The sequence below is a fragment of the Pseudomonas sp. MOIL14HWK12:I2 genome, assembly GCF_000510745.1.
In the GTDB taxonomy this organism is placed as follows: Bacteria; Pseudomonadota; Gammaproteobacteria; order Pseudomonadales; family Pseudomonadaceae; genus Chryseomonas; species Chryseomonas oryzihabitans.
Window position 1 is genome coordinate 99,829 of sequence record NZ_AZOA01000008.1, and the last position, 20,102, is coordinate 119,930.

Genomic DNA, 20,102 nt, shown 5'->3' on the forward strand with positions numbered 1-20,102 from the left:
CTAGCGCAGGATTTCTTCGCTCAGCTTGCGCTGGGCAATCATCTCCTGCTGGCGGGCATCGATCCGCGCGGCCAGCTGATAGTTGCTGGCGGCGCGCTGCTTGGCGAAGCCCAGTTGCTGGATGGCCTGGTTGTAGTCACCGGTGAGGGCGAAGTACTCGGCGCGTGCCTGGTGTACGCCGACCAGGTCGCCGGCCTGACCGCGGACGTCCGCCGCCTGATTCCACAGATCCGGATCGATCGGCCGCTGCTTGAGCAGCTTGTCGAGCAGTTGGCTGGCGGCCTTGGCCTGCTTGGTGCGGCCAAGCAGGTCCACCTGGGCCAGGCTCACCGCCAGATCGTCCGGATAGAGCTCCAGCAGTCGCTGCACGCGTTTCTGGGCGTCGGGCAGGCGATTGGCGGTGATGTCCAGGTCGACCTGGGCGAGGTTGTAGCTGATCTCGTCCGGCGCCTTGCGCAGCAGCGGCGCCAGGGTGTCGCGCGCCTCGTTGAGCTGGCCCTGCTTGGTCAGGCCCATGGCCAGGCCGTAGCGGACCGCGTCGTTGTCCGGGTTTTCCTGCAGCTGGGCTCTATAGCGCTTCACCAGCAGGCCGGCGGTTTCCTCGAAATACATCTGAGCCCGCACCTTCATCAGCTGGAAGCGCTTGCTATCCTCGACGCCGCCCTTGGGAAAACGCTCGGCACGCGCCTGGGTATCGGCGATCCGGCTATCGGTGACCGGGTGGGTCAGCAGGAATTCCGGCGGGGTACGGTCATAGCGATACTGCCGGGCGAGCCGACCGAACATCTCCGGCATGGCGCGCGGATCGTAGCCGGCGCGCTCCAGATTGACGATGCCGACGCGGTCGGCCTCCTGCTCGTTGAGTCGGGAAAAGCGCAACTGGCTCTGGATGGCCGCCGCCTGGGTCGAGGCGATTGCGGCGATTCCCGCATCGCCGCCGCCTGCCGCGGCGGCCACGATGCCGGCGAGCAGGGCCGCCATCAGCGGCAACTGCATGCGCTGCTGGTTTTCCACCCCGCGGGCGAAGTGGCGCTGGATGAGGTGACCCAGCTCATGGGCCATGACCGCCGCGTACTCGGCTTCGGTCTCCGACTTGAGGAACAGCCCGCCATTGACCCCGATCACCCCGCCGGGCGCGGCGAAGGCGTTGATCTCGGGATCCTTGATCAGGATGAAGACCAGGCGGTGGTCCTGCAGGTCGCTGGTCTCGGCCAGCTTGTAGACGGTCTGCTCGACGAATTGCTTGAGCTGCGGATCGTTGATAGCCGGGACCTGGCCGCGCAACATGCTCAGCCAGGCGCGGCCCATCTGAAACTCCTGCTCGGGCGAGACGATCGAAGAGCTGGCATCGCCCAGTGACGGCAGATCGTTCGCTCCCTGCGCCAGATGGGGCGCGGCGAGTAGCGCCAGGGACAGCAGGGCGGGGCGCAGGACGTTCATGGCAAGACTCGTGGCCGCAAAAGGGCTACTTTAGCGGCCCGCCGTCTGGGTGCCTAGCAAACCCGGGCACTGACCTAGCCCCCAATGGAGAATCTCATGGCCGATCTGAGCCAACCCTACACCGGCGCGGTGACCGCCCAGCTGGACGCCAGTGGCCTGAGCTGCCCCATGCCGCTGCTCAAGGCCAAGCTGGAACTCAACCGCCTGTCTTCCGGCGAGGTGCTGGCCGTGGTGGCGACCGATGCCGGGTCGCAACGCGACTTCCGTACCTTCGCCAAGCTGTCGGGACACGCCCTGGTGGGCGAAGAGGTGGCGGGGGAAACCTTCCGCTACTGGCTGCGCAAGGCCTGATCAGGCCTTGTTCAGCGCCTGGGCGGCGGCCAGGACCTCGGCGACGTGCCCGGGGACCTTCACGCCGCGCCAGATCTGGCGCACCACGCCTTCCCGGTCGATGAGGAAGGTGCTGCGATCCACGCCGATGTAGTCCTTGCCGTAGAGCTTCTTCTGTCGCATCACGTCGAACAGCTGGCAGAGGGTCTCGTCCTTGTCGCTGATCAGCTCGAAGGGAAAGCCCTGCTTGGTACGGAAATTCTCGTGGGTGCGCAGGCTGTCACGGCTGATGCCGAAGACCTGGGTGTCGGCCGCGAGGAACTGCTCGTGCAGATCGCGAAAGCCCTGGCCCTGGGTGGTGCAGCCGGGAGTGTTGTCCTTGGGGTAGAAATAGAGCACCGCCTGGCGGCCGCGCAGACTGGCCGGCGAGACCTCGAGGCCGCTGGTGGCCTGGGCCTGGAAATCCGCAAGCGGTTGGTCGAGGGTCACGCTCATGGGCAGCTCCTTGGGGGTTCCGTCAATTGCTCTGCGGCCGCCAGGGCTCGATCAGGGCATCGAGATTGAGGGCGTCGGCGAAATCCAGGAACTGGTCGCGCAGCCAGCTGATCTGGGTGCCGGCGGGCAGGGTCACGGTGATGGTGGCGTTGAGCATGGTGCCGCCGGTCTGGGGCGCCTGGTAGGAATCGCAGACCAGGTTTTCCACTTCGATCTTGTGGTCGGCGAAGAACTGGCAGAGCTCGTTGAGGATGTCCGGGCGATAGGCGGCACTGACATAGACGACGTACGGCAGGGCCTGGGGGCGATTCTCCAGGGCGGCGCTGCGGGTGACGCCGACGGTGAAGCCGTGACGCTTGCCGAGGCCGGCGAGGCCGCCTTCGAGGCGCGCCAGGCCGTCCCAGTTGCCGGAGACCTGCAGGATCAGCGCGCTGTATTCCCCGTGCCGGCTCAGCCGGCTGCTGACCACTGCGCAGCGGTTGTCCATGCAGCTGCGGTAGAGCACGTTGGTCAGCTCCATGGGGTTGGCGCCCAGCGCGCTGATGACGAGAAATTGTTCGCGAATCGGGGGGGTGGCGGACATTAGGCTTCCTGGCAGGGGGAATTACAGACTGGCAAAGGCGAAAGGGTAGCGAAAAGCGCTCGCGGGGGGAATGCCCGTTGGGGGCGCGTTGCTTGTGCTGGCGCAGAGGCGTCAGTACCATTACCGCTCTCTTTTTCCGGCAGGAGCGGTTGCATGATTGCGGGGAGCATGGTGGCGCTGGTCACCCCTATGGACGCCCAGGGGCGTATCGACTGGGACAACCTGACCAAGCTGGTGGACTTCCATCTCGCCGAAGGCACCGACGCCATCGTCGCGGTGGGCACCTCGGGTGAATCCGCCACGGTCGACGTCGACGAGCACGTTGCCGTGATCCGTCATGTGGTCGAGCAGGTCAAGGGCCGCATCCCGGTCATCGCCGGCACCGGTGGCAATTCCACCCGTGAGGCCATCGACCTGACCCGCGCCGCCAAGGACGCGGGCGCCGACGCCTGTCTGCTGGTCGTGCCCTACTACAACAAGCCGACCCAGGAAGGGCTGTACCAGCACTTCCGCATGATCGCCGAAACCGTCGCCATTCCGCAGATCCTCTACAACGTGCCGGGCCGTACCGCCTGCGACATGCTGGCCGAGACCGTCGAGCGCCTGGCCAAGGTGCCGAACATCATCGGTATCAAGGAAGCCACCGGCGACCTGGCGCGCGCCCGCGACATCCTCTCCCGTGTCGGCAAGGACTTCCTGGTCTACTCGGGCGATGACGCCACCGCCGCCGAACTCATGCTGCTGGGCGGCAAGGGCAACATCTCGGTGACCGCCAACGTCGCGCCGCGCGCCATGAGCGAACTCTGCGCCGCCGCCATGCGGGGCGATGCCGACACCGCACGCGCGCTCAACGAACAGCTGATGCCGCTGCACAAGAATCTGTTCATCGAATCGAATCCGATCCCGGTGAAGTGGGCCCTGCATGAAATGGGCATGATCGACGCCGGTATCCGCCTGCCGCTGACCTGGCTGAGCTCGCGCTGCCACGAAGTGGTACGTCAGGCCCTGCGTCAGGCGGGAGTGCTGGCGTGATTAGGAAGCAGTCGATGAAACGTGTTCTGGGTTTGACGACGCTGGGTCTGGCCGTGGCCACCGCCAGTGGCTGCAGCTGGGTGTGGGGCGAGCATGGTTATTTCCGCGATCGCGGCAATGACTATCTCGAAGCCCGCGAAACCGGCCCGATGCAGGTGCCGACCGATGTCCAGGCCAAGCCGATGGATCCGCTGCTGCCGATTCCGGCCAACGTGGCCGATACCCAGAATCGCTCCTATGGCTTCGAAGTGCCGAAACCCCAGGCGCTGGCCGTCCAGGGCAGTGGCAACGAACAGTTCAGCGTGCAGCGCAGCGGCAACGCCCGCTGGCTGGCCGCCCAGAAGGTCCCCGCCAGCGTCTGGCCGGTGGCCCGTCAGTACCTGACCGACAACGGCTTCCGCATTGCCGAAGAGCGTCCGCAGACCGGTGAGATCATCACCGCCTGGCAGGCGCCCACCGAGCTGTCGACCCCGCTGGCCCGCAGTCTGAGCACCAACGGCCGCCTGCAGCCGGGCAACGAGCTGCGCACCCGCCTGCGCATCGAGCCGGGCGTGCAATCGGGCAGCAGCGAAATCTTCATCCAGACCCAGACCCGCAGCCAGGGCAGCTCCAGCGAGCCGTCCTGGTCCAGCAGCCAGAACAGCTCGGCACTCGATGACGCCCTGCTGAATCAGGTGCTGGCCGGCCTGGACCGCAGCGAGCAGGGCAGTGGCTCGGTCTCGCTGCTGGCCGCTGGTGGCTACGATACCCCCGAGCGCGTGACCTACGAGGTCGACGGCAGTGGCGTGCCCATGCTGGTGCTGGAAAGCGATCTGAATCGCGCCTGGTCCAGCGTGGGTCGCGCCATCGAAGGCGCCGACATCCGCGTCGACGACATGGATCGCAGCCTGGGCGTCTACTACGTGAACATCGCCGAAGGCGCGCAGAAGCCCGAAGAGCGCAAGCCGGGCTTCTTCGGCCGCATGTTTGGCAAGGGCGAGACCAAGGAAGAGGAAGACGCCCGCGCACGGCGCTTCCAGGTGCGCCTCACCTCGGTAGGCAATACCGTCCAGGTCACCCTGGACAAGACCATCAACACCGCAGCACCCCAGGACATCGCCGAAGGCGTGCTGAAAAAGCTTCAGACGAGCATGCAGTATGCGCTTCGCAATCCTGGGCAGCGGCAGTCGGGGCAACTCGACCCTGGTGCACAGCCATAACAGCTATGTGCTGATCGACTGCGGCTTCTCCCTGCGGGAAGCCGAACGTCGTCTGGCCCGGCTGGGCGTAGTACCTGCCCAGCTGGATGCCGTCCTGGTCACCCACGAACACTCCGATCACGTGCAGGGCGTCGAGCTCCTGGCGCGCAAGCACGGGGTGCCGGTCTATTACAGCGCCGGTACCGGTCGCGGCCTGCGCAAGCCGGTGGCCGCCCAGGGCCTGCTGGTGGACGGCGAACGGCTGGTGCTGGACGCGCTGGAAGTGACCGTGGTGCAGGTGTCCCATGACGCCCTGGAGCCGACCCAGTTCGTCTTCGACGATGGCCGCAAGCGCCTGGGCGTGCTCACCGATCTCGGCGAGGCCACCCCTGGGGTGCTGGCGCATTACCGTGGCCTGGATGCCCTGGTGATCGAAGCCAACCACGACAGCAACATGCTCGCCGCGGGCCCTTATCCCTATCACCTCAAGGCACGGGTCGGCGGGGTGCGCGGTCATCTCAACAACCGGCAATCGGCCGAGCTGGTGATGGAGCTGGCCTGTCCGGGCCTGCAGCATCTGGTGCTCGCCCACCTGAGCGAGAAGAACAACAACCCCTGGCTCGCCCGCGCCTGCTTCAGCAATGTGCTGGGCTGCGATGCGGACTGGCTGCAGATCGCCGATCAGCAGCAGGGGCTGGAGTGGCAGGCCATCGCCTGAGGCGCTGACCGGTTTTTCTTTAGCGGTCGGGCGTTGCTGCACGGCCAAAAGATCCACGATCCTATGTAAACTGCGCTTCCCGGCTGTACTCGTCCCGAACCGGTCGTCTCACCTGCGTTCGTCCACAGCCTGCAAGCCCTTCGAACCGGAGTCCAAGATGGAAAAACGCGCAGAACTCTACCGTGGCAAGGCCAAGTCGGTATTCACCACCGACGATCCCGATCGCCTGGTCCTGTTGTTCCGCAACGACACCTCTGCCTTCGATGGCGAGCGCATCGAGCAACTCGAGCGCAAGGGCATGGTGAACAACAAGTTCAATGCCTTCGTCATGCAGAAGCTCGAAGCGGCCGGCATTCCCACCCAGTTCGAGCAGCTGCTGGGCGACAACGAATGCCTGGTCAAGAAGCTCGAGATGATTCCGGTGGAATGCGTGGTGCGCAACTTCGCCGCTGGCAGCCTGGTGCGCCGCCTGGGCGTGGAGGAGGGCCTGGAGCTGACGCCGCCGACCTTCGAACTCTTCCTGAAGAACGATGCGCTGCACGACCCCATGGTCAACGAAAGCCATGTTCAGGCCTTTGGCTGGGCCACTCTCGACCAGTTGGCCGAGATGAAGGCGCTGACCTTCCGCATCAACGACATCCTCAAGCAGCTGTTCGACGACGCCGGTCTGCTGCTGGTGGACTTCAAGCTGGAATTCGGCCTGTTCCACGGCAAGGTCGTGCTGGGCGACGAATTCAGCCCGGACGGCAGCCGCCTGTGGGACAAGGAAACCCGCAAGAAGATGGACAAGGATCGCTTCCGCCAGGGTCTGGGCGGCGTGATCGAGGCCTACGAAGAGGTCGCCCAGCGCCTGGGTGTCCCGCTCTAAACGCAAGCCGCTGATACCAGAGCTTTTTTTGCAATTGCTTGTTCGCTTTTGCCCGCATGACTGGTATCATGCGCCGCGTTGGAGAGATGCCGGAGTGGTCGAACGGGACGGATTCGAAATCCGTTGAGTCAGCAATGGCTCCTAGGGTTCAAATCCCTATCTCTCCGCCAAATACGGAAAACCCCGAGCGTGCCAGGCACCTCGGGGTTTTTTATTGCCTGCGGATTGGCTAGTCGATCTTGCGGGTAGGGGAGGCTGCAGGCGTCTGCGCGGTCTCTGCATCGGCTGGGCCAGGAGCGGAGAATTCCTGGATCCGCTGGTAATGGCTTAGCCAGAAACCCAGCTCCAGGGCCAGCGTCTTCTGCTCCAGGGGGGAGAGGGCGTTCAGGCCCTGGCGGATGGCCCGTTCGGCATAGTCGATGGCCGCCAGCTGGCCCGTCGTGCGCGCGGGACAGTTTCTGATGGCATAACGGAGCGCCTCTTTGCAGTCGCTATCCAGGCCAGTCATAAAAGGTCCTTGAGTGGATAAGGGGTTCACCGAGGCGCCGCCCTGGATGGCCAGGGCGGCTGCAGGCCCTGCTGCTGGCGATTCGCGAAAAGGCGTTCAGCCGGTCAGGGATCCGAACGCGACCAGGCGCGGTTGCCTGGGCACCGGGACCGTCCAAGTCCTTGTCAGGGCTGCGATTTCGACCACTCCTGGCGATCACGGTTGGCCGAATACTAGTTCGCCGGAATCGTCTTGAGCAGCCAATATCGCCTTGCCTGATGGGCGGTACCAGAACTTGTACCCTTGTTGTATCCGGCTCTGGAATGGCGGTCTTGCGTGATCTCGAGGCGATAAAGCGGCCGGCAGACCCGATGTCATCTTGTATGGAAGTTGGACGAAGCCGCGGCGCTTCATGTCGCATCCAGGGCCGTTTGCGGTAGCTGCGTACCGTCGAGCGGTAGGGGCCAGCGCCCGGGAATGGCTGGACGCCTCAGGCAAATGGAGCGATGCTGGAAAGGCACGCCTCAGAGCGTGCGACCTCCGATGGCCGAGCGGCAAGCGGCAGCCATTGGACGGTGGCTTCGGCGCATAACAATAAGAGGAGTCGAGCGATGTTCTACAAGGTCAGCGTGTATTCCCGGCCTGAAGATCGTGGGCTGCTGGTATGGCGGTGGAAGAAGCAGTTTCTCGGTGAATGGGTGGAGTCGCGTCAGGAATTCGAGGACTGCGACCACTGCGTCCACCATGCCCTGCAGGATGCCAAGGGGCAGAGCGTTCACCTCGAGACCGATCGCTGCACTCTCTATCGTTACCGCTTCGAAAGCATGCTGCATCAATATGGCAGCTGCTATTGCCTGAGCGGCGGCCGCTCGGCCGAAGCCGTCCTGGATCTCATCGCCCAGATCGAAGAGCGCCACAACGTCATCGTCCTGCGCGACGGCCAGCCGTTCTTCGCCCACTATCGAGCGGATCTGCAGGCCGAAGGCACGCTGGCGCCGGAGCTCTGGCAAGGTGTTGAATGGCGTGGTCTGGAGGGGCGCTTCGAGTACGTGCGCAACCGCAACTCGCCCTGGTTGCGGTAGCGACGGTCGGTCAGCGGCGACTCAGAAGGGCAGCAATTCCTGCCGCATCACGCTGATGTCGGTCGGCGCCTGGATGCCTACCTGCACGCGGTCGCCCTGCACCTTGAGGATGCGGATGTTGATGCCGCCATTGAATAGCAGATCCAGCACCTGTTCTTCATCGGCCCCCGGCTTCAGGGAAAGGTTGATGATTTCGTCGGTGCGACGGGTCAAGACCAGATAAGACATGAGCATCCCTGCCATGATTTCAGGGCGCCGATGATAACCAGCTCCGCCTCTGGTGAGAATCAGTAGACAGATTGTTGGGCTCCGCCGGTTATCTGGCGCGATGTATTGAGCAACACCGACGCCCCAGTTGCCAGCGCCTTCCAACGAATCCCAGAGCGCCCGCAAGGACCACCAGCAGGTTGATGGCATTGGTCGGACCGCTGCCGTGATAACCCGCGAGCAAGGCGACCAGGGTGGTCAGAGCCCAGACGGAGATGGCGGCGGCGACGGCGGCAGCCATTTCGTTGAAGTCGGAATGCCCCGCCGGTTTCGAGCAGGGGTGCGGATCGCTTTCGTATTCTTCTGGCATGGGAAGCTCCGGCTGCTGTTCTTGTTGGAGAGTATCGCCGTGAGTCTTATCGACTGCTGATGAACAGTCTGGATGGGATCGATAGCGCGATCAGCGATTTTTTCCGCCGAACGGACGAGAGGTAGCGGCTAGAGCCCCGGGTGGTCAGCAGAAGCGGCCCGGGCGCCGTTTCGTCTCCGGACAGCTCGTCTGACGGCTGACAACTGCCGCGGACAGGCCCGGTCACTGCAGTGTTCGACGTGACTAGCCTGGAGACCACCATGAGCGACGACAAGATCACTCTCACGACCCGCCAGGGTCATCCGGTACGGGACAACCAAAGCCTGCGCAGCGTGGGCGAGCGGGGCCCCGCCACGCTGGAAAACTACCAGTTCATCGAGAAGATCACCCATTTCGATCGGGAGCGGGTGCCCGAGCGAGTGGTGCATGCCCGGGGCACCGCCGCCCATGGCTGGTTCGAGGCCTATGGCACCATCGGCGACGAACCCGCCAGCCGCTACACCTGTGCCAAGGTGCTGACCAAAACCGGGGTGAAGACGCCGGTCTTCCTGAGGTTCTCCACCGTCATCGGGGCCAAGGAGTCGCCCGAGACCGCGCGCGATCCGCGGGGCTTCGCGATCAAGTTCTATACCGAGGACGGCAACTGGGATCTGGTGGGCAACAACCTGAAGGTGTTCTTCATTCGCGACGCCATCAAGTTTCCCGACATGATCCATGCCTTCAAGCCCGACCCCATCACCAATCGCCAGGAGCCCTGGCGCTTCTACGACTTCGTCCAGCATCACCCGGAAGCGCTGCACATGGTGACCTGGGTGAAGAGCCCCTGGGGCATCCCCGCAGACTATCGGCACATGCAGGGTTCCAGCGTGAACACCTACAAGCTGGTCAACGACCAGGGCGTGGCGGTGCTGTGCAAGTTCTCCTTCGAGCCCAAGCAGGGCATCCGGAATCTCACCAGCGAGCAGGCGGCCGAGATCCAGAAGTACGACGTGGGCCATGCCAGTCGGGATCTCTACGACGCCATCGAGCGGGGTGACTATCCCGAGTGGGAGATGTGCGTGCAGATCATGGCGGACGAGGCGCACGACGAATTGCCCTTCGATCCCCTGGACGACACCAAGCGCTGGCCGGAAGACCAGTTTCCCCTGCTGCCGGTGGGCCGGCTGGTGCTGGATCGCAATCCCTCGAACGTCTTCGCCGAAACCGAGCAGGCCGCCTTCGGCACGGGGGTGCTGGTGGAGGGCATCGACTTTTCCGACGACAAGATGCTGCAGGGGCGGACGCTGTCCTATTCCGATACCCAGCGCTATCGGGTCGGCGCCAACTATCTGCAATTGCCGATCAATGCGCCCAAATGCCCCTACGCCACCAATCAGCGCGATGGCCAGATGGCGCTGCAGGTGGATCGCAGCGGGAGCAATCCCCACGTCAATTACGAGCCCAGCTCCCAGGGTGGCCTGAGCGAGGCGCCGCGGCCGCAGCACGAGTATCGTCAATGGATCGAAGGCCATCTGGGGCGCTATCAATCCCGCAAGACGGCTGCTGACTACCAGCAGACCGGTGCGCGCTATCGCAGCTTCGAAGACTGGGAAAGGGACGATCTCATCGCCAACCTGGTCGCCGACATGCAGGCCTGTCCCGAAGACATCCAGTTGCGCATGGTCTGGCACTTTTGGCACTGCGATCCGGACTATGGCACCCGGGTGGCCCAGGGCGCCGGCATCGACCTGGAAAGGGCCAAGGCGCTACCGAATCTGCCGGGCCATCCTGCGCCCAACGAGGACGTGGCTGAACCCACCTACCAGGGTGGGGAACGGGAGAGCCGTTGAGGGGGGGACGCCGTCGCCTGCGGCTGAAGCCGAGGCGACCCGGCGGGCAGGCGCCGCCGGGGTCCGGCCCGCTCAATTCAGCGTTCTATCGCGTTCGAACCGCGCCCAGCAGCGGTCGAAGTCGGCCTGCCAGTCCGGCAGGGCGTTCGGCAGGACCGCTTCGACCTTGCTGCAGTCGAGACACGAATAGAGCGGTCGCGTCGCCGGCGTGGGGTAATGTGCGGTCGTGGTGGGATAGAGGCGGGCACGCAGTTCGCCGCGTCGCTCCAGACGTGCGGCGATGGCGGCGGCGAAGCCGTACCAGGAGGTCTGGCCTGCATTGGTCAAGTGATAGAGACCGCCGACATCGCCATGCTCCAGCAGACGTTCGACCAGTTGGCGGGTGGCCGTGGCGATCGTAGGCGCCCAGGTGGGGGCGCCGAGCTGATCCTCCACTACGTGGAGTTCGTCGCGCTCGGCCAGCAGCTGGCGCATGGTGTTGAAGAAGCACTGGCCATCATGGGAGTAGACCCAGGAGGTACGCAGCACCAGGGCGCGGCCACCGGCCGCCAGTACCGCCTGTTCGCCCGCCAGCTTGGAGCGGCCGTAGACGCTCAGCGGCGCCGGCGCGCAAGCCTCGGTATAGGGCTGATGCCCCCGGCCATCGAAGACGTAGTCGGATGAATAGTGCACGAAGGGGATATCCCGCTCACGCGCCAACTCGGCCAGGATCTGCGGTGCCCGGGCGTTGATCGCCTCGGCGCGTTCGATTTCCGCCTCAGCCTGATCCACGGCGGTATAGGCGGCGGCGTTGAGGATGAGGTCGGGTTCCAGCCGGTCGAAGGCCGCGCGCAGTTGCCCGGTTTGGGCCAGATCGAGATCCGCCTGACCCAGCACGGTCAATTGATGGGTGCTACCGAACTCGCGCTGCAAGGCGCGCGAAACTTGGCCGGAACGGCCAGTGATCACAATATTCATGAAAGCATGCCTGAACGTCTTCAGCGGAAGACGTACGTCCTGTCGATCGATTCCTGAAAAGCCCTGGGCTTTTCCCACACGAATCAACGCCTGCCGCGCGAGGCGACAAAACGAGGATTCCGATCATCTTTCCTGGGGAAAGATGGCCGCCGCAGACTATGGCGGAGTGGGCATCGACAGGATGGACAGGGTGGTCATGCTGGGACTCGAACAAGGGTACGCGCCTAGGACTGCCGTCTGTCGGCAGAGTTCAGCGGGGTACCAGGGACAGTGGCAGCAGCTTGCCAAGCTGGAGTCCGGACGTCGAGGCAGTTAGCAGCGCGGTATGGAGAACCTGTTCAAGTTCGCGAATGTTTCCCGGCCAGGGATAGGCGATCAGCGCGGCTTCGTCCTCAGCCGTCAATTCCGGGGGTGTCCGGTCGAGACGTTCGGCATGCAGTCTGAGGAAATGCCGGGCGAGGGGGAGCAGATCGGCCGGTCGCTCGCGCAGGGGCGGTACCGCCACCTGCCCCGGCGCGAGGCGTTGCCAGAGGCGTTCGTCGAAGTGGCCGGCTGCGACGGCCAGCGCCAGATCGATACTGGAGCCGGCGATCAGGCGGACGTCCACCGAGGTGCGCTGACTGCTGCCGAGCCGCAGGATGCTTCCGTCGGACAGGACCTCGACCAGCTCCTCCTGCAGCGGGCGGGAGAGGTCGGCGATCTCGTCGAGATAGAGGCTGCCCCCGTGGGCGGTACCGAACCAGCCCACCCGACTGCCCGAGGTGCCGGCATAGGCGCGTGGGACATAGCCAAAGAGTTCGGCCGCAGCATGCCGACGACTGAGCGAGGCGCAGTCGAGGCTGCTGAACAGTCCGGTGCGGCCGCTGCGCTCGTGGAGCCGTCGCGCCAGCAATTCGCGCCCGGTGCCCCATTCGCCCGTCAGCACCACGGGGGAGGGGCGCGGCGCCAGGGCATCCAGGTGCTCGAGCAGTTGCCGCGAACGCGGGTCGGCGAAGGCCAGGGCCTTGGCGCGGATGGTCAGGGAGCTTTGTTGCTCCGCGGGCACGATCAGGAGGTCGGAGGAGAGCGTCGGCATGGCGATATCGCGGGCAGTCAAAGCCTCATCCTAGCGGCCATTTAATATATCTAAAAATAAGCTTTAGCTATTTTTTAATATCGATTGGTTTTTTGGGCGGAGCGCGATCCCTTGGTACTCGGCATGCAGGGAATCCCTGTGTCGGCCACGGGGTCTCTTGAACGGCCGGGAGACTCACTGTCTGGACGTTCTGTCGTGTCGCCCACTCGGCACCGCCGTCGTCAGAGTGAGGCGATCGGCGCTATCCTGCCGCTCCGGAACGAGAGGAAAAGACGTCACATGGCTTCCTTGCGTGCGCCCTGTCCGCCTGGCGTCTGTACCTGCGAGCGCGACGCCGTGCTGGCCGATCCGGCCGCCGATGCGCGGGCGCTGCTGCTCAATCGCCAGGAAGAACAGCGACTGCTGGAGCGCCTGGAAAACGTTACCAGCGTGACCGATCTGCAGCGCCTGCAACGGCGCCTGCAGGAGCAACTCGGCATCCAGCTGGAGATCGAGCCGGGACCGGGAGAGGTACGCAGCGCGCGTGGCATGCTCATCGAGCTGCAGCCACGCCCGGGACTGTGTCGCAAGCTCCATCAGACGATACCGGCCGCGGTGCGCCGCGGTCTCAATCAGCGTCCGGAAGTGCTCTTCGCCCTGCTCAACGCCAACGACCTGCTGCGCGACGCTTGAACGCCTTCAGTCAGGCGCCTTGAAGCGGATCCAGGTCGGCGCATGGTCGCTGGTCTTCTCCAGGTCGCGTACCCAGCGATGCACCCCGGCTTCCTGCAGGGACTTCTGCAGCGCCGGACTCAGCAACAGATGATCGATACGCAGACCGGCGTTGCGCTGCCAGCGTTGGCGGAAATAGTCCCAGTAGGTGTAGATCGCCTCATCCGGATGGCAGGCGCGCAAGGCGTCCAGCCAGCCCTGGTCCAGCAGCCGTTCGAAGCAGGCGCGACTCTCGGGTTGCAGCAAGGCGTCCTTGCGCCAGGATTTCGGGTCGTAGATGTCATGGTCAGTCGGCACCACGTTGTAGTCGCCTGCCAGCACCACGGGATGCCCACTCGCCATCAGTCCCTGGGCATGCTCGATGAAACGCTCGAACCAGGCCAGCTTGTAATCGAACTTGGGGCCCGGCCAGGGATTGCCATTGGGTAGATAGAGGCTGGCGACGACCACGCCCTTGACCGCGGCTTCCAGATAGCGGCGCTGGGGATCGTCGGTCATTCCCGGCAGGCCCCGGCGAACCTCCAGTGGCTGGTCATCGCGCGCCAGGATGGCGACCCCGTTCCAGGAGGGCTGGCCGTCCCAGAGCGCACCGTAGCCCGCAGCTTCCAGTTCCGCCTGCGGGAAGTCGGCGGACTTCGCTTTCAGTTCCTGCAGGCAGACGATGTCGGGCTGCTCCCGCTCCAGCCACTGCAGGAGGATGGGCAACCGGGCACGAATGCCATTGACGTTATAGGTCGCAAGGGTAAGGGAGGTCATGAAGTGCTCCGGAAGCGGTTATAGCCATGACCCGAACGAGATATGGGCAGTTCCTCAGCCATTTTTATGTGATCTGTTTCACGTTAATTTGCGACTTACTTTTTTTGGCACCTTCGGGAACTTTTGGTCGGTTGTCGGATTGTTCCGGAAATAAATTTGACGGCGGACTTGAATCGACGCGCTGAGGATTAGTGGTGAATGGATTCACCCATCGGAGCCGATGAACGGTAGTTATAGAAAAGCATTTAAAATCAGTAGCTTTGGAAACTTATCAATGATGTCTAAATAGTGGCCATAGTCAGGCGCTATGGAATTGGCATGTGGCTTGTATAGCAGGACATGCCTGGAGGCAACGTCGCGCTTGGCAACATGGCGCGACTCTTCTCTCACTTCATATCGGCCAGTGTTCAGGGAGCGGGCTGTCGATTTAGCGCAGTTGGTGATGATGAATCCATCCTTCCTGAAGTTTTCCCGCAGAGCAGCCCAGGTGCTGCCCTTCGTTGCCGCCCTGACCCTGGCTACCGGTGCCAAGGCCGAGCAGGTCAATCTGGTCGGCCTGAACCTGTCCGGGGCCGGTTTCGCTGGCCAGGTACTGCCGGGCGTCAACGGCACCCACTACATCTTTCCCGTCGAGGCCTACTTCAAGCAGTGGAGCGGCAAGGGCATCAAGCTGATCCGCTTCCCGATCATCTGGGAGCGCCTGCAACCGGTGCTGGGCGGTCCGCTGGACCCGACCTATGCGGCGCTGGTGGACCAGACCTTCGCCAATGCGCAGAAATACGGCATGCGCATCATCCTCGACCTGCACAACTACACCTTCTATCGCGGATCGGTGATCGGCAGCGCGGCGGTTCCCTATGACCGCTACCAGGAGATCATGACCCGGATCGCCCAGCGCTGGAGCAGTCAGCCTTCGCTGTATGCCTACGACATCATGAACGAGCCCCACGATTCCATGGCCCAGTGGCCGATCGCCGCCCAGTACGGCATCAACGGGGTCCGCGCGGTCGACAAGACCAAGCCGATCATGATCGAAGGCAACGGCTGGTCGGAAGCGACCCGCTGGCCGCTGTGGAACGACTCCCTGCTGGCGCTCAAGGATCCGTCCGACAACCTGATCTTCCAGGCGCATTCCTATTTCGATGAAAGCGCCGGCGGCAACTACACCGGCATCGATGTCGGCAAGCTGAGCCAGGACTATGGCGTGGAGCGGGTCCGTCCCTTCGTCGAGTGGCTGAAGAAGAACAAGAAGAAAGGCATGATCGGTGAATTCGGCGTGCCGGATAACGATCCCCGCTGGCTGCCGCTGATGGACCGGATGCTGGCCTATCTCAAGCAGAACTGCATACCCGCCACCTACTGGGCCGCCGGCCCGGGTTGGGGCAACTATTTCCTGTCGGTAGAGCCGATCAATGGCGTCGACCGGCCGCAGTGGCCGACCCTGAATAAGTACATCGATGACAGCAGCTGCACCGCCATCGGCCCGCTGGCCAGTGGTTCCGGCAGCACGCCAGCCAGCGGTACCGGTGCCACGGGCGGCTCCAGCGGCTCCACCGGCAGCAGCGGTGGCTCCACCAGCGGCAATACCGGCTCGAACAACGGTGGCAGCTCGGGCACCGGCGCCTCCGCGGGCACCGGCAACACCGGCGGCTCGACCACGACCGGGGTGACCACCTCGATCAACGATTTCACCAACGAGGACTGGCTGCACGGCGTCTATCGCAAGGCGGCCGGCTTCTCGATTCCGGCGTCGGCGGCCAACGTGGGCGCCTTCAAGGTGGGCGCGCAGATCACGCCGGCCGATGGCAAGAGCTACAAGGTGACCTATGCCCAGGTCGTCGGCAGCAACATGAGTGTCTTCATCGAGAGTCCGCAGCTCGATGGCAATGCCTACGGCTATCCCAAGACCCTGAAGACCGGGACCACCACCTCCGGCACGCCGACGACGGTGCCGGGGACCACGACGGGCTCTACGGGCAGTACCGGCAGCACCGGCAGCGCCAGTTCGGGCAGCAACTCGGGCAGTGCGACGCCGGCCGTGACGACGCCAGTGGCCGAGGTGAAGCCTGCGACCGGCACCGGCAGCACGGGCTCCTCGGGTGCCACCACGCCCGCCACCGGTTCGACGACCACACCCACGGGATCGACCGGCACGCCCGCCAACAGCGCCAAGCTCAACCTGGTGGGGCTGAATTTCTCGGGTGCCGCCTTTGCACCCCAGACGCTGCCCGGGGTTCTCAACGTCAACTACATCATGCCGGGCGAGGCGAATTTCCAGCAGTGGAGCGCCAAGGGCGTGCGGCTGATCCGCTTCCCGGTGATCTGGGAGCGCCTGCAGACCCGCTTCTTCGGTAGCCTGGAAGGGGCCTACACCCAGCAGGTCACCCAGGTGCTGGAGCTGGCCAAGAAGTACAACATGAAGGTGATCCTGGCGCTGGACAACGGCGGCCGCTACAAGGGCACCCTGATCGGCACCGGTACCGTCACCAACTTCAACTACTGGGATCTGATGTACCGCCTGGCCTACCAGTGGGGCAACCATGCCGCGCTCTATGGCTATGACATCATGGGCAAGCCCAATGGCGCCGACAGCAGCTGGCCGGTGACGGCCCAGTCCGGCATCGATGGCGTTCGCACCATGGACCGCACCCACCCGGTGATCGTCCAGGGCAATGCCTGGGGTAGCGCGGCCAACTGGCCCGGGGTGAGCAATGCCTTGCTCAATCTGAAGGATCCGGCCAACAACATCGTCTACGCGGCCAACGTCTACCTCGACGAGGACGGCAGTGGCACCTATGCCGCCCAGAATCCGAGCACCATCGATCCGCAGGTCGGGGTCAATCGGGTCAAGCCCTTCGTCGAATGGCTCAAGCGCAATGGCAAGCGGGGCATGATCGCCGAGTTCGGCGTACCCGCAGGCGACAGCCGCTGGCTGACCGCCACTGACAATATGCTGGCCTATCTGCAGCAGAACTGCATGCCGCTGACCTACTGGGCGGCCGGTCCGGGCTGGGGTGCTTCCGCGCTGGCGGTGGAGCCGGTCAATGGCGTGGAGCGTCCGCAGTGGCCGACGCTGAAGAAATACGTCGATGCCAGCAACAGCTGCACGGCGGTAGGCCCGCGTTAGCTTTTACCGCGTGTGTCCTGAAGGCGACTAACCTCCTCGGGTTCGTCGCCTTTTTTCTTGATCGTTCGGTGAGGAAAGATGCGCTTTTCACGCCTTGCACTGATGCATTCGCGAGACGAAACGGCTCTGCAGCGGTGGTCTAAGGGACGACGAACGGCTATAGCTCGACTTGTCGGGGCACGGTTAGAGTCCATTTGACACCCCAAGCACAAGGAGTAGGTGCCATGACGCAAACCACCCAGCAGCGGCTGCAGACGCTTGAAGAGCAGATCCGCAGTCATCGACAGGACCTTGCCCGGAGCCGTCAGAGCTTTCAGGAGCAATTCGTCATCTACACCCGCCAGTTCGCCCGGCTGAGCGTGCTCGAAGCCCAGCTCGAGTTGGTGCGCCGCAATACCAAGACGCCGAGCTGAAGTCAGCCAGACCTCAATCGTCGCGTGTCAGGACTTCCAGCAATTCGATTTCGAACCTCAGGTTGGCATGTGGCTTGATCAGCGCTCCGACCTGGCGTTCGCCATAGGCGAGCGCCGCCGGTACCTCCAGGCGCCGCTTGCCGCCGACCCGCATGCCCATCAGGCCCTGATCCCAGCCCTTGATCACCCGGCCAGTACCGATGACGCACTGGAAGGGCCGTCCCTTGGCGCGGGAGGAATCGAACAGGGTGCCGTCGTCCAGCCAGCCCTCGTAGTGGGTGGTGATCAGGGCGCCCTTGACCACCGCCTTGCCGTCGCCCACCACCAGATCCTCTATCCGCAATTCGTCACTCATCGCCATGCTCCAGGCAAAAGCCGGATTCTAGCCTGGGCGCGGCGTCCTGGCGGGGCGACTTACTCCGGTACGTCACCGAACAGGCCGGCCTGGTAGTCGCGGATCGCCTGACGGATCTCCTCGGCGCTGTTCATCACGAAAGGGCCGTGGGCGACGATGGGCTCGGCGAAGGGCGCCGCATGGCCATAGAGCACCACGGCGCCGTCGCGGCTGGAGACGTCGATGTGGTCGCCGTCATCGGCGAATTCGAACAGCTGCCATGGCGCTTCGTCCTGGCCGGCGATCTGCACGGTGCCGCGCACGCCATAGCAGAACACCGAGTTTCCGGCCGGGGCGGGCAGGGTGACGCGGCCACCCGGGGCGATCTCGACGGTCATCAGGGTGATGGGTGTCGGGGTGGCCACGGCGCCCTGGATACCCTCATGGCTACCCGATGCCAGGTGCAGGCGTACCCGGCCGTCGTCGGCTTCGATCAGGGGCAGGTCCGAGGCGGAAACGCCGTGGTAGGCCGGAGGGGTGAACTTGAGCCGGGCCGGAAGATTGACCCACAGCTGCAGGATTTCCAGGTCGCCACCATCGCGCTTGAAGGCGGCGGGGGACAGCTCGGCATGCACCAGGCCGCTGCCCGCGGTCATCCACTGGATGCCCCCGGCTTCGATGACGCTCTCATGGCCGCCGCTGTCGCGGTGGGCGAGCGAACCGGAGAGGATGAAGGTCACCGTCTCGAAGCCGCGATGGGGATGAGGACCAAAGGGCAGACCGGCATTGTGCGGCGGATAGACCTGGGGACCGTGGTGATTGAGGAACAGGAAGGGGTCCAGATGGGGCAGGCCGGGGCCGGGTAGCGGTCGCCGGGTCTGGAGATCGCCGATGTCGTCACGCCGGGCGGGATGGCGGTGCAGCAGGGTACGGGCGGTCATGCGGAGGCCTCACGGAGCAAAACTCCAGTGTAAGGCGCTCCATGGCCTGTCGGTACCCCGCCGGGTATGGCCACCCTTCAGATGGAAAAGCGGACCTCGCGTTCCGGCCGGGGCGCGAGCGGCCGACGGTGATTGACCACCAGCTCGCCGATACGGATCAGGTGGGCACGGGTGACGTTGCGGCTCAGCCCCAACAGGCGGGCGGTGTGGACCTGGTTGCGATGGCAGAAGCGGTAGGCGGCGCGGACCAGGGCATCTTCGACGCGCTCGTGCAGGGCCTCCGGTTGCTCTTCGAACAACTGGGCGAAGGCGTCGGTCAGCAGGCTGTCCACCGGCGCCGCCTCGGTCGGGCGCGGCGCCGCCGGGACCAGGCTGGGACGCTGGACGAACGACAGGTCACCGGCATCCAGCAGGCCCTGGGGCTTGAGCAGCAGGGCGTGCTGCAGGGTGTTTTCCAGTTCGCGGATATTGCCCGGCCAGGGGTGATCCAGCAGGCGTCGCTCCGCCGCCGGGGTCAGGGCGACCGGCGCCTGGGCATAGGCGTGGAGGAAGTGCCGGGCCAGCGGCAGGATATCGCCCTGGCGCTGGCGCAGCGGCAACAGCGGCAGGCTGACCACATTGAGGCGGTACCAGAGGTCTTCGCGAAAGGTGCCTTCGGCCACCGCCCGCTCCAGCGGGACGTTGGTGGCGGCGATGATCCGCACGTTCAGCGGCACGCTGCGGCGAGAGCCGAGTCGCACCACCTCGCGCTCCTGCAGGACGCGCAGCAGCTTCACCTGGACCGACAGCGGCAGGTCGCCGATCTCGTCGAGAAACAGGGTGCCGCCGTTGGCCTCCTCGAACCAGCCGGCGCGCGCGGCCAGGGCGCCGGTGAAGGCGCCCTTTTCATGACCGAACAACTCCGCCTCGACCAGGCTCTCGGCGAAGGCGCCGCAATTGACGGCGACGAAGGGGCCGGCATGGCGGTGACTCAGCGCATGGATATGCCGGGCGATCAGTTCCTTGCCGGTACCGGTTTCGCCGATCACCAGCACGCTGGCGTCGCTCGGGGCGATCTTTTCCAGGTGGGCGAGCAGGTCGCGCGACTTGGGATCGGCGAACACCTGGGCCGTTGCCCGGTAGCGGGGCACCTCGGGTGTGCGCGTCAGGGTCAGCAGGGTCATCGCGGG

The 20,102-nt window shown here is 64.6% G+C and carries 22 protein-coding genes and 1 tRNA gene; 11 read left to right on the plus strand and 12 right to left on the minus strand.

What is annotated here, in order from left to right; genetic code table 11:
• Positions 1-1,440: a M48 family metalloprotease gene (locus tag PSK12I2_RS0105570; RefSeq protein ID WP_007162767.1), complete on the minus strand. Its 1,440-nt coding sequence runs from the start codon at positions 1,438-1,440 to the stop codon at positions 1-3.
• 96 nt (positions 1,441-1,536) lie between these two features.
• Here PSK12I2_RS0105570 and PSK12I2_RS0105575 point away from each other — a divergent pair, with 96 nt between their 5' ends.
• Entirely contained in the window at positions 1,537-1,791 is a 255-nt protein-coding gene (locus PSK12I2_RS0105575) for a sulfurtransferase TusA family protein (RefSeq protein ID WP_007162768.1), read from the plus strand.
• Here the strand turns inward: PSK12I2_RS0105575 and PSK12I2_RS0105580 are convergent, their stop codons facing one another.
• Positions 1,792-2,265 carry a peroxiredoxin gene (locus PSK12I2_RS0105580; protein WP_027597617.1) on the minus strand — a complete coding sequence of 158 codons (474 nt, stop codon included), beginning with the start codon at positions 2,263-2,265 and terminating at the stop codon, positions 1,792-1,794. It abuts the gene before it with no gap.
• Between the two features lie 22 nt (positions 2,266-2,287).
• Entirely contained in the window at positions 2,288-2,848 is a 561-nt protein-coding gene (locus tag PSK12I2_RS0105585) for a glycine cleavage system protein R (protein WP_007162770.1), read from the minus strand.
• Positions 2,849-3,001: 153 nt separating this feature from the next.
• Between PSK12I2_RS0105585 and dapA the strand changes: the two genes are divergently transcribed.
• The 5 genes from dapA to PSK12I2_RS0105610 all read left to right on the plus strand — a co-directional run bounded on the left by dapA (position 3,002) and on the right by PSK12I2_RS0105610 (position 6,814).
• On the plus strand, positions 3,002-3,880 hold the full coding sequence (gene dapA / locus PSK12I2_RS0105590) for a 4-hydroxy-tetrahydrodipicolinate synthase (protein WP_007162771.1): 879 nt from the start codon (positions 3,002-3,004) through the stop codon (positions 3,878-3,880).
• A gap of 14 nt (positions 3,881-3,894) precedes the next feature.
• Positions 3,895-5,079 carry an outer membrane protein assembly factor BamC gene (bamC, locus tag PSK12I2_RS0105595; RefSeq protein ID WP_007162772.1) on the plus strand — a complete coding sequence of 395 codons (1,185 nt, stop codon included), beginning with the start codon at positions 3,895-3,897 and terminating at the stop codon, positions 5,077-5,079.
• Positions 5,018-5,776 (plus strand): MBL fold metallo-hydrolase, encoded by a 759-nt coding sequence (locus tag PSK12I2_RS0105600; RefSeq protein ID WP_027597618.1) that lies wholly within the window; start codon positions 5,018-5,020, stop codon positions 5,774-5,776. The genes bamC and PSK12I2_RS0105600 overlap by 62 nt, the downstream gene beginning before the upstream one ends.
• Before the next feature lie 157 nt (positions 5,777-5,933).
• Positions 5,934-6,644, plus strand: a complete 711-nt coding sequence (gene purC / locus PSK12I2_RS0105605; RefSeq protein WP_007162774.1) for a phosphoribosylaminoimidazolesuccinocarboxamide synthase — start codon at positions 5,934-5,936, stop codon at positions 6,642-6,644.
• 80 nt (positions 6,645-6,724) lie between these two features.
• Positions 6,725-6,814 (plus strand) — tRNA-Ser (locus tag PSK12I2_RS0105610).
• Positions 6,815-6,873: 59 nt separating this feature from the next.
• Here the strand turns inward: PSK12I2_RS0105610 and PSK12I2_RS0105615 are convergent.
• Positions 6,874-7,152 carry a hypothetical protein gene (locus tag PSK12I2_RS0105615; protein ID WP_027597619.1) on the minus strand — a complete coding sequence of 93 codons (279 nt, stop codon included), beginning with the start codon at positions 7,150-7,152 and terminating at the stop codon, positions 6,874-6,876.
• A gap of 590 nt (positions 7,153-7,742) precedes the next feature.
• Between PSK12I2_RS0105615 and PSK12I2_RS0105620 the strand changes: the two genes are divergently transcribed.
• A complete protein-coding gene (locus PSK12I2_RS0105620; RefSeq protein WP_007162776.1) occupies positions 7,743-8,213 on the plus strand; it encodes a hypothetical protein in 471 nt (156 codons plus the stop codon).
• 21 nt (positions 8,214-8,234) lie between these two features.
• Here the strand turns inward: PSK12I2_RS0105620 and PSK12I2_RS0105625 are convergent, their stop codons facing one another.
• Both PSK12I2_RS0105625 and PSK12I2_RS24810 read right to left on the minus strand, forming a co-directional pair.
• Positions 8,235-8,441: a carbon storage regulator gene (locus PSK12I2_RS0105625; RefSeq protein ID WP_017640335.1), complete on the minus strand. Its 207-nt coding sequence runs from the start codon at positions 8,439-8,441 to the stop codon at positions 8,235-8,237.
• 88 nt (positions 8,442-8,529) lie between these two features.
• Positions 8,530-8,790, minus strand: a complete 261-nt coding sequence (locus PSK12I2_RS24810; protein ID WP_139346994.1) for a hypothetical protein — start codon at positions 8,788-8,790, stop codon at positions 8,530-8,532.
• Between the two features lie 260 nt (positions 8,791-9,050).
• Here PSK12I2_RS24810 and PSK12I2_RS0105635 point away from each other — a divergent pair, with 260 nt between their 5' ends.
• Positions 9,051-10,619 carry a catalase gene (locus tag PSK12I2_RS0105635; RefSeq protein ID WP_027597621.1) on the plus strand — a complete coding sequence of 523 codons (1,569 nt, stop codon included), beginning with the start codon at positions 9,051-9,053 and terminating at the stop codon, positions 10,617-10,619.
• A 72-nt stretch (positions 10,620-10,691) separates the two neighbouring features.
• Here the strand turns inward: PSK12I2_RS0105635 and rfbD are convergent, their stop codons facing one another.
• Together rfbD and PSK12I2_RS0105645 are read right to left on the minus strand one after the other, a co-directional pair.
• The gene (gene rfbD / locus PSK12I2_RS0105640) at positions 10,692-11,576 is read right to left on the minus strand and encodes a dTDP-4-dehydrorhamnose reductase (protein ID WP_027597622.1); all 885 of its coding nucleotides are present in this window, start codon (positions 11,574-11,576) and stop codon (positions 10,692-10,694) included.
• Between the two features lie 250 nt (positions 11,577-11,826).
• Complete coding sequence (locus tag PSK12I2_RS0105645; RefSeq protein WP_027597623.1) at positions 11,827-12,672, minus strand: sigma-54 dependent transcriptional regulator; 846 nt, start codon at positions 12,670-12,672, stop codon at positions 11,827-11,829.
• Between the two features lie 258 nt (positions 12,673-12,930).
• On the opposite strand from PSK12I2_RS0105645, the gene PSK12I2_RS0105650 reads away from it, so the two are divergent.
• Complete coding sequence (locus PSK12I2_RS0105650) at positions 12,931-13,323, plus strand: hypothetical protein (RefSeq protein WP_027597624.1); 393 nt, start codon at positions 12,931-12,933, stop codon at positions 13,321-13,323.
• 6 nt (positions 13,324-13,329) lie between these two features.
• Here the strand turns inward: PSK12I2_RS0105650 and xth are convergent, their stop codons facing one another.
• Complete coding sequence (gene xth / locus PSK12I2_RS0105655) at positions 13,330-14,118, minus strand: exodeoxyribonuclease III (RefSeq protein ID WP_027597625.1); 789 nt, start codon at positions 14,116-14,118, stop codon at positions 13,330-13,332.
• A gap of 442 nt (positions 14,119-14,560) precedes the next feature.
• Here xth and PSK12I2_RS23725 point away from each other — a divergent pair, with 442 nt between their 5' ends.
• The gene (locus PSK12I2_RS23725) at positions 14,561-17,245 is read left to right on the plus strand and encodes a glycoside hydrolase family 5 protein (RefSeq protein WP_037007541.1); all 2,685 of its coding nucleotides are present in this window, start codon (positions 14,561-14,563) and stop codon (positions 17,243-17,245) included.
• 224 nt (positions 17,246-17,469) lie between these two features.
• On the plus strand, positions 17,470-17,658 hold the full coding sequence (locus PSK12I2_RS0105670) for a hypothetical protein (protein WP_027597626.1): 189 nt from the start codon (positions 17,470-17,472) through the stop codon (positions 17,656-17,658).
• A gap of 13 nt (positions 17,659-17,671) precedes the next feature.
• On the opposite strand, the gene PSK12I2_RS0105675 is transcribed toward PSK12I2_RS0105670, so the two are convergent.
• From PSK12I2_RS0105675 to PSK12I2_RS0105685, 3 genes are all read right to left on the minus strand, one after another.
• Positions 17,672-18,013, minus strand: a complete 342-nt coding sequence (locus PSK12I2_RS0105675; RefSeq protein ID WP_027597627.1) for an FKBP-type peptidyl-prolyl cis-trans isomerase — start codon at positions 18,011-18,013, stop codon at positions 17,672-17,674.
• A gap of 59 nt (positions 18,014-18,072) precedes the next feature.
• Positions 18,073-18,933 (minus strand): pirin family protein, encoded by an 861-nt coding sequence (locus PSK12I2_RS0105680; RefSeq protein ID WP_027597628.1) that lies wholly within the window; start codon positions 18,931-18,933, stop codon positions 18,073-18,075.
• 77 nt (positions 18,934-19,010) lie between these two features.
• A complete protein-coding gene (locus tag PSK12I2_RS0105685; RefSeq protein ID WP_027597629.1) occupies positions 19,011-20,096 on the minus strand; it encodes a sigma-54-dependent Fis family transcriptional regulator in 1,086 nt (361 codons plus the stop codon).
• Positions 20,097-20,102 lie beyond the last annotated feature (6 nt).

Coding starts and splice junctions, on each gene's coding strand:
- xth (WP_027597625.1), bottom strand. CDS start 14,118: ATGACCTCCCTTACCCTTGCGACCTATAACGTCAATGGCATTCGTGCC.
- PSK12I2_RS0105625 (WP_017640335.1), bottom strand. CDS start 8,441: ATGTCTTATCTGGTCTTGACCCGTCGCACCGACGAAATCATCAACCTT.
- bamC (WP_007162772.1), top strand. CDS start 3,895: ATGAAACGTGTTCTGGGTTTGACGACGCTGGGTCTGGCCGTGGCCACC.
- PSK12I2_RS0105570 (WP_007162767.1), bottom strand. CDS start 1,440: ATGAACGTCCTGCGCCCCGCCCTGCTGTCCCTGGCGCTACTCGCCGCG.
- PSK12I2_RS0105615 (WP_027597619.1), bottom strand. CDS start 7,152: ATGACTGGCCTGGATAGCGACTGCAAAGAGGCGCTCCGTTATGCCATC.
- PSK12I2_RS0105575 (WP_007162768.1), top strand. CDS start 1,537: ATGGCCGATCTGAGCCAACCCTACACCGGCGCGGTGACCGCCCAGCTG.
- PSK12I2_RS0105620 (WP_007162776.1), top strand. CDS start 7,743: ATGTTCTACAAGGTCAGCGTGTATTCCCGGCCTGAAGATCGTGGGCTG.
- PSK12I2_RS0105585 (WP_007162770.1), bottom strand. CDS start 2,848: ATGTCCGCCACCCCCCCGATTCGCGAACAATTTCTCGTCATCAGCGCG.
- dapA (WP_007162771.1), top strand. CDS start 3,002: ATGATTGCGGGGAGCATGGTGGCGCTGGTCACCCCTATGGACGCCCAG.
- PSK12I2_RS0105675 (WP_027597627.1), bottom strand. CDS start 18,013: ATGAGTGACGAATTGCGGATAGAGGATCTGGTGGTGGGCGACGGCAAG.
- PSK12I2_RS0105650 (WP_027597624.1), top strand. CDS start 12,931: ATGGCTTCCTTGCGTGCGCCCTGTCCGCCTGGCGTCTGTACCTGCGAG.
- PSK12I2_RS0105685 (WP_027597629.1), bottom strand. CDS start 20,096: ATGACCCTGCTGACCCTGACGCGCACACCCGAGGTGCCCCGCTACCGG.
- purC (WP_007162774.1), top strand. CDS start 5,934: ATGGAAAAACGCGCAGAACTCTACCGTGGCAAGGCCAAGTCGGTATTC.
- PSK12I2_RS0105635 (WP_027597621.1), top strand. CDS start 9,051: ATGAGCGACGACAAGATCACTCTCACGACCCGCCAGGGTCATCCGGTA.
- PSK12I2_RS0105670 (WP_027597626.1), top strand. CDS start 17,470: ATGACGCAAACCACCCAGCAGCGGCTGCAGACGCTTGAAGAGCAGATC.
- PSK12I2_RS0105580 (WP_027597617.1), bottom strand. CDS start 2,265: ATGAGCGTGACCCTCGACCAACCGCTTGCGGATTTCCAGGCCCAGGCC.
- PSK12I2_RS24810 (WP_139346994.1), bottom strand. CDS start 8,790: ATGCCAGAAGAATACGAAAGCGATCCGCACCCCTGCTCGAAACCGGCG.
- rfbD (WP_027597622.1), bottom strand. CDS start 11,576: ATGAATATTGTGATCACTGGCCGTTCCGGCCAAGTTTCGCGCGCCTTG.
- PSK12I2_RS0105680 (WP_027597628.1), bottom strand. CDS start 18,933: ATGACCGCCCGTACCCTGCTGCACCGCCATCCCGCCCGGCGTGACGAC.
- PSK12I2_RS23725 (WP_037007541.1), top strand. CDS start 14,561: ATGATGAATCCATCCTTCCTGAAGTTTTCCCGCAGAGCAGCCCAGGTG.
- PSK12I2_RS0105600 (WP_027597618.1), top strand. CDS start 5,018: ATGCGCTTCGCAATCCTGGGCAGCGGCAGTCGGGGCAACTCGACCCTG.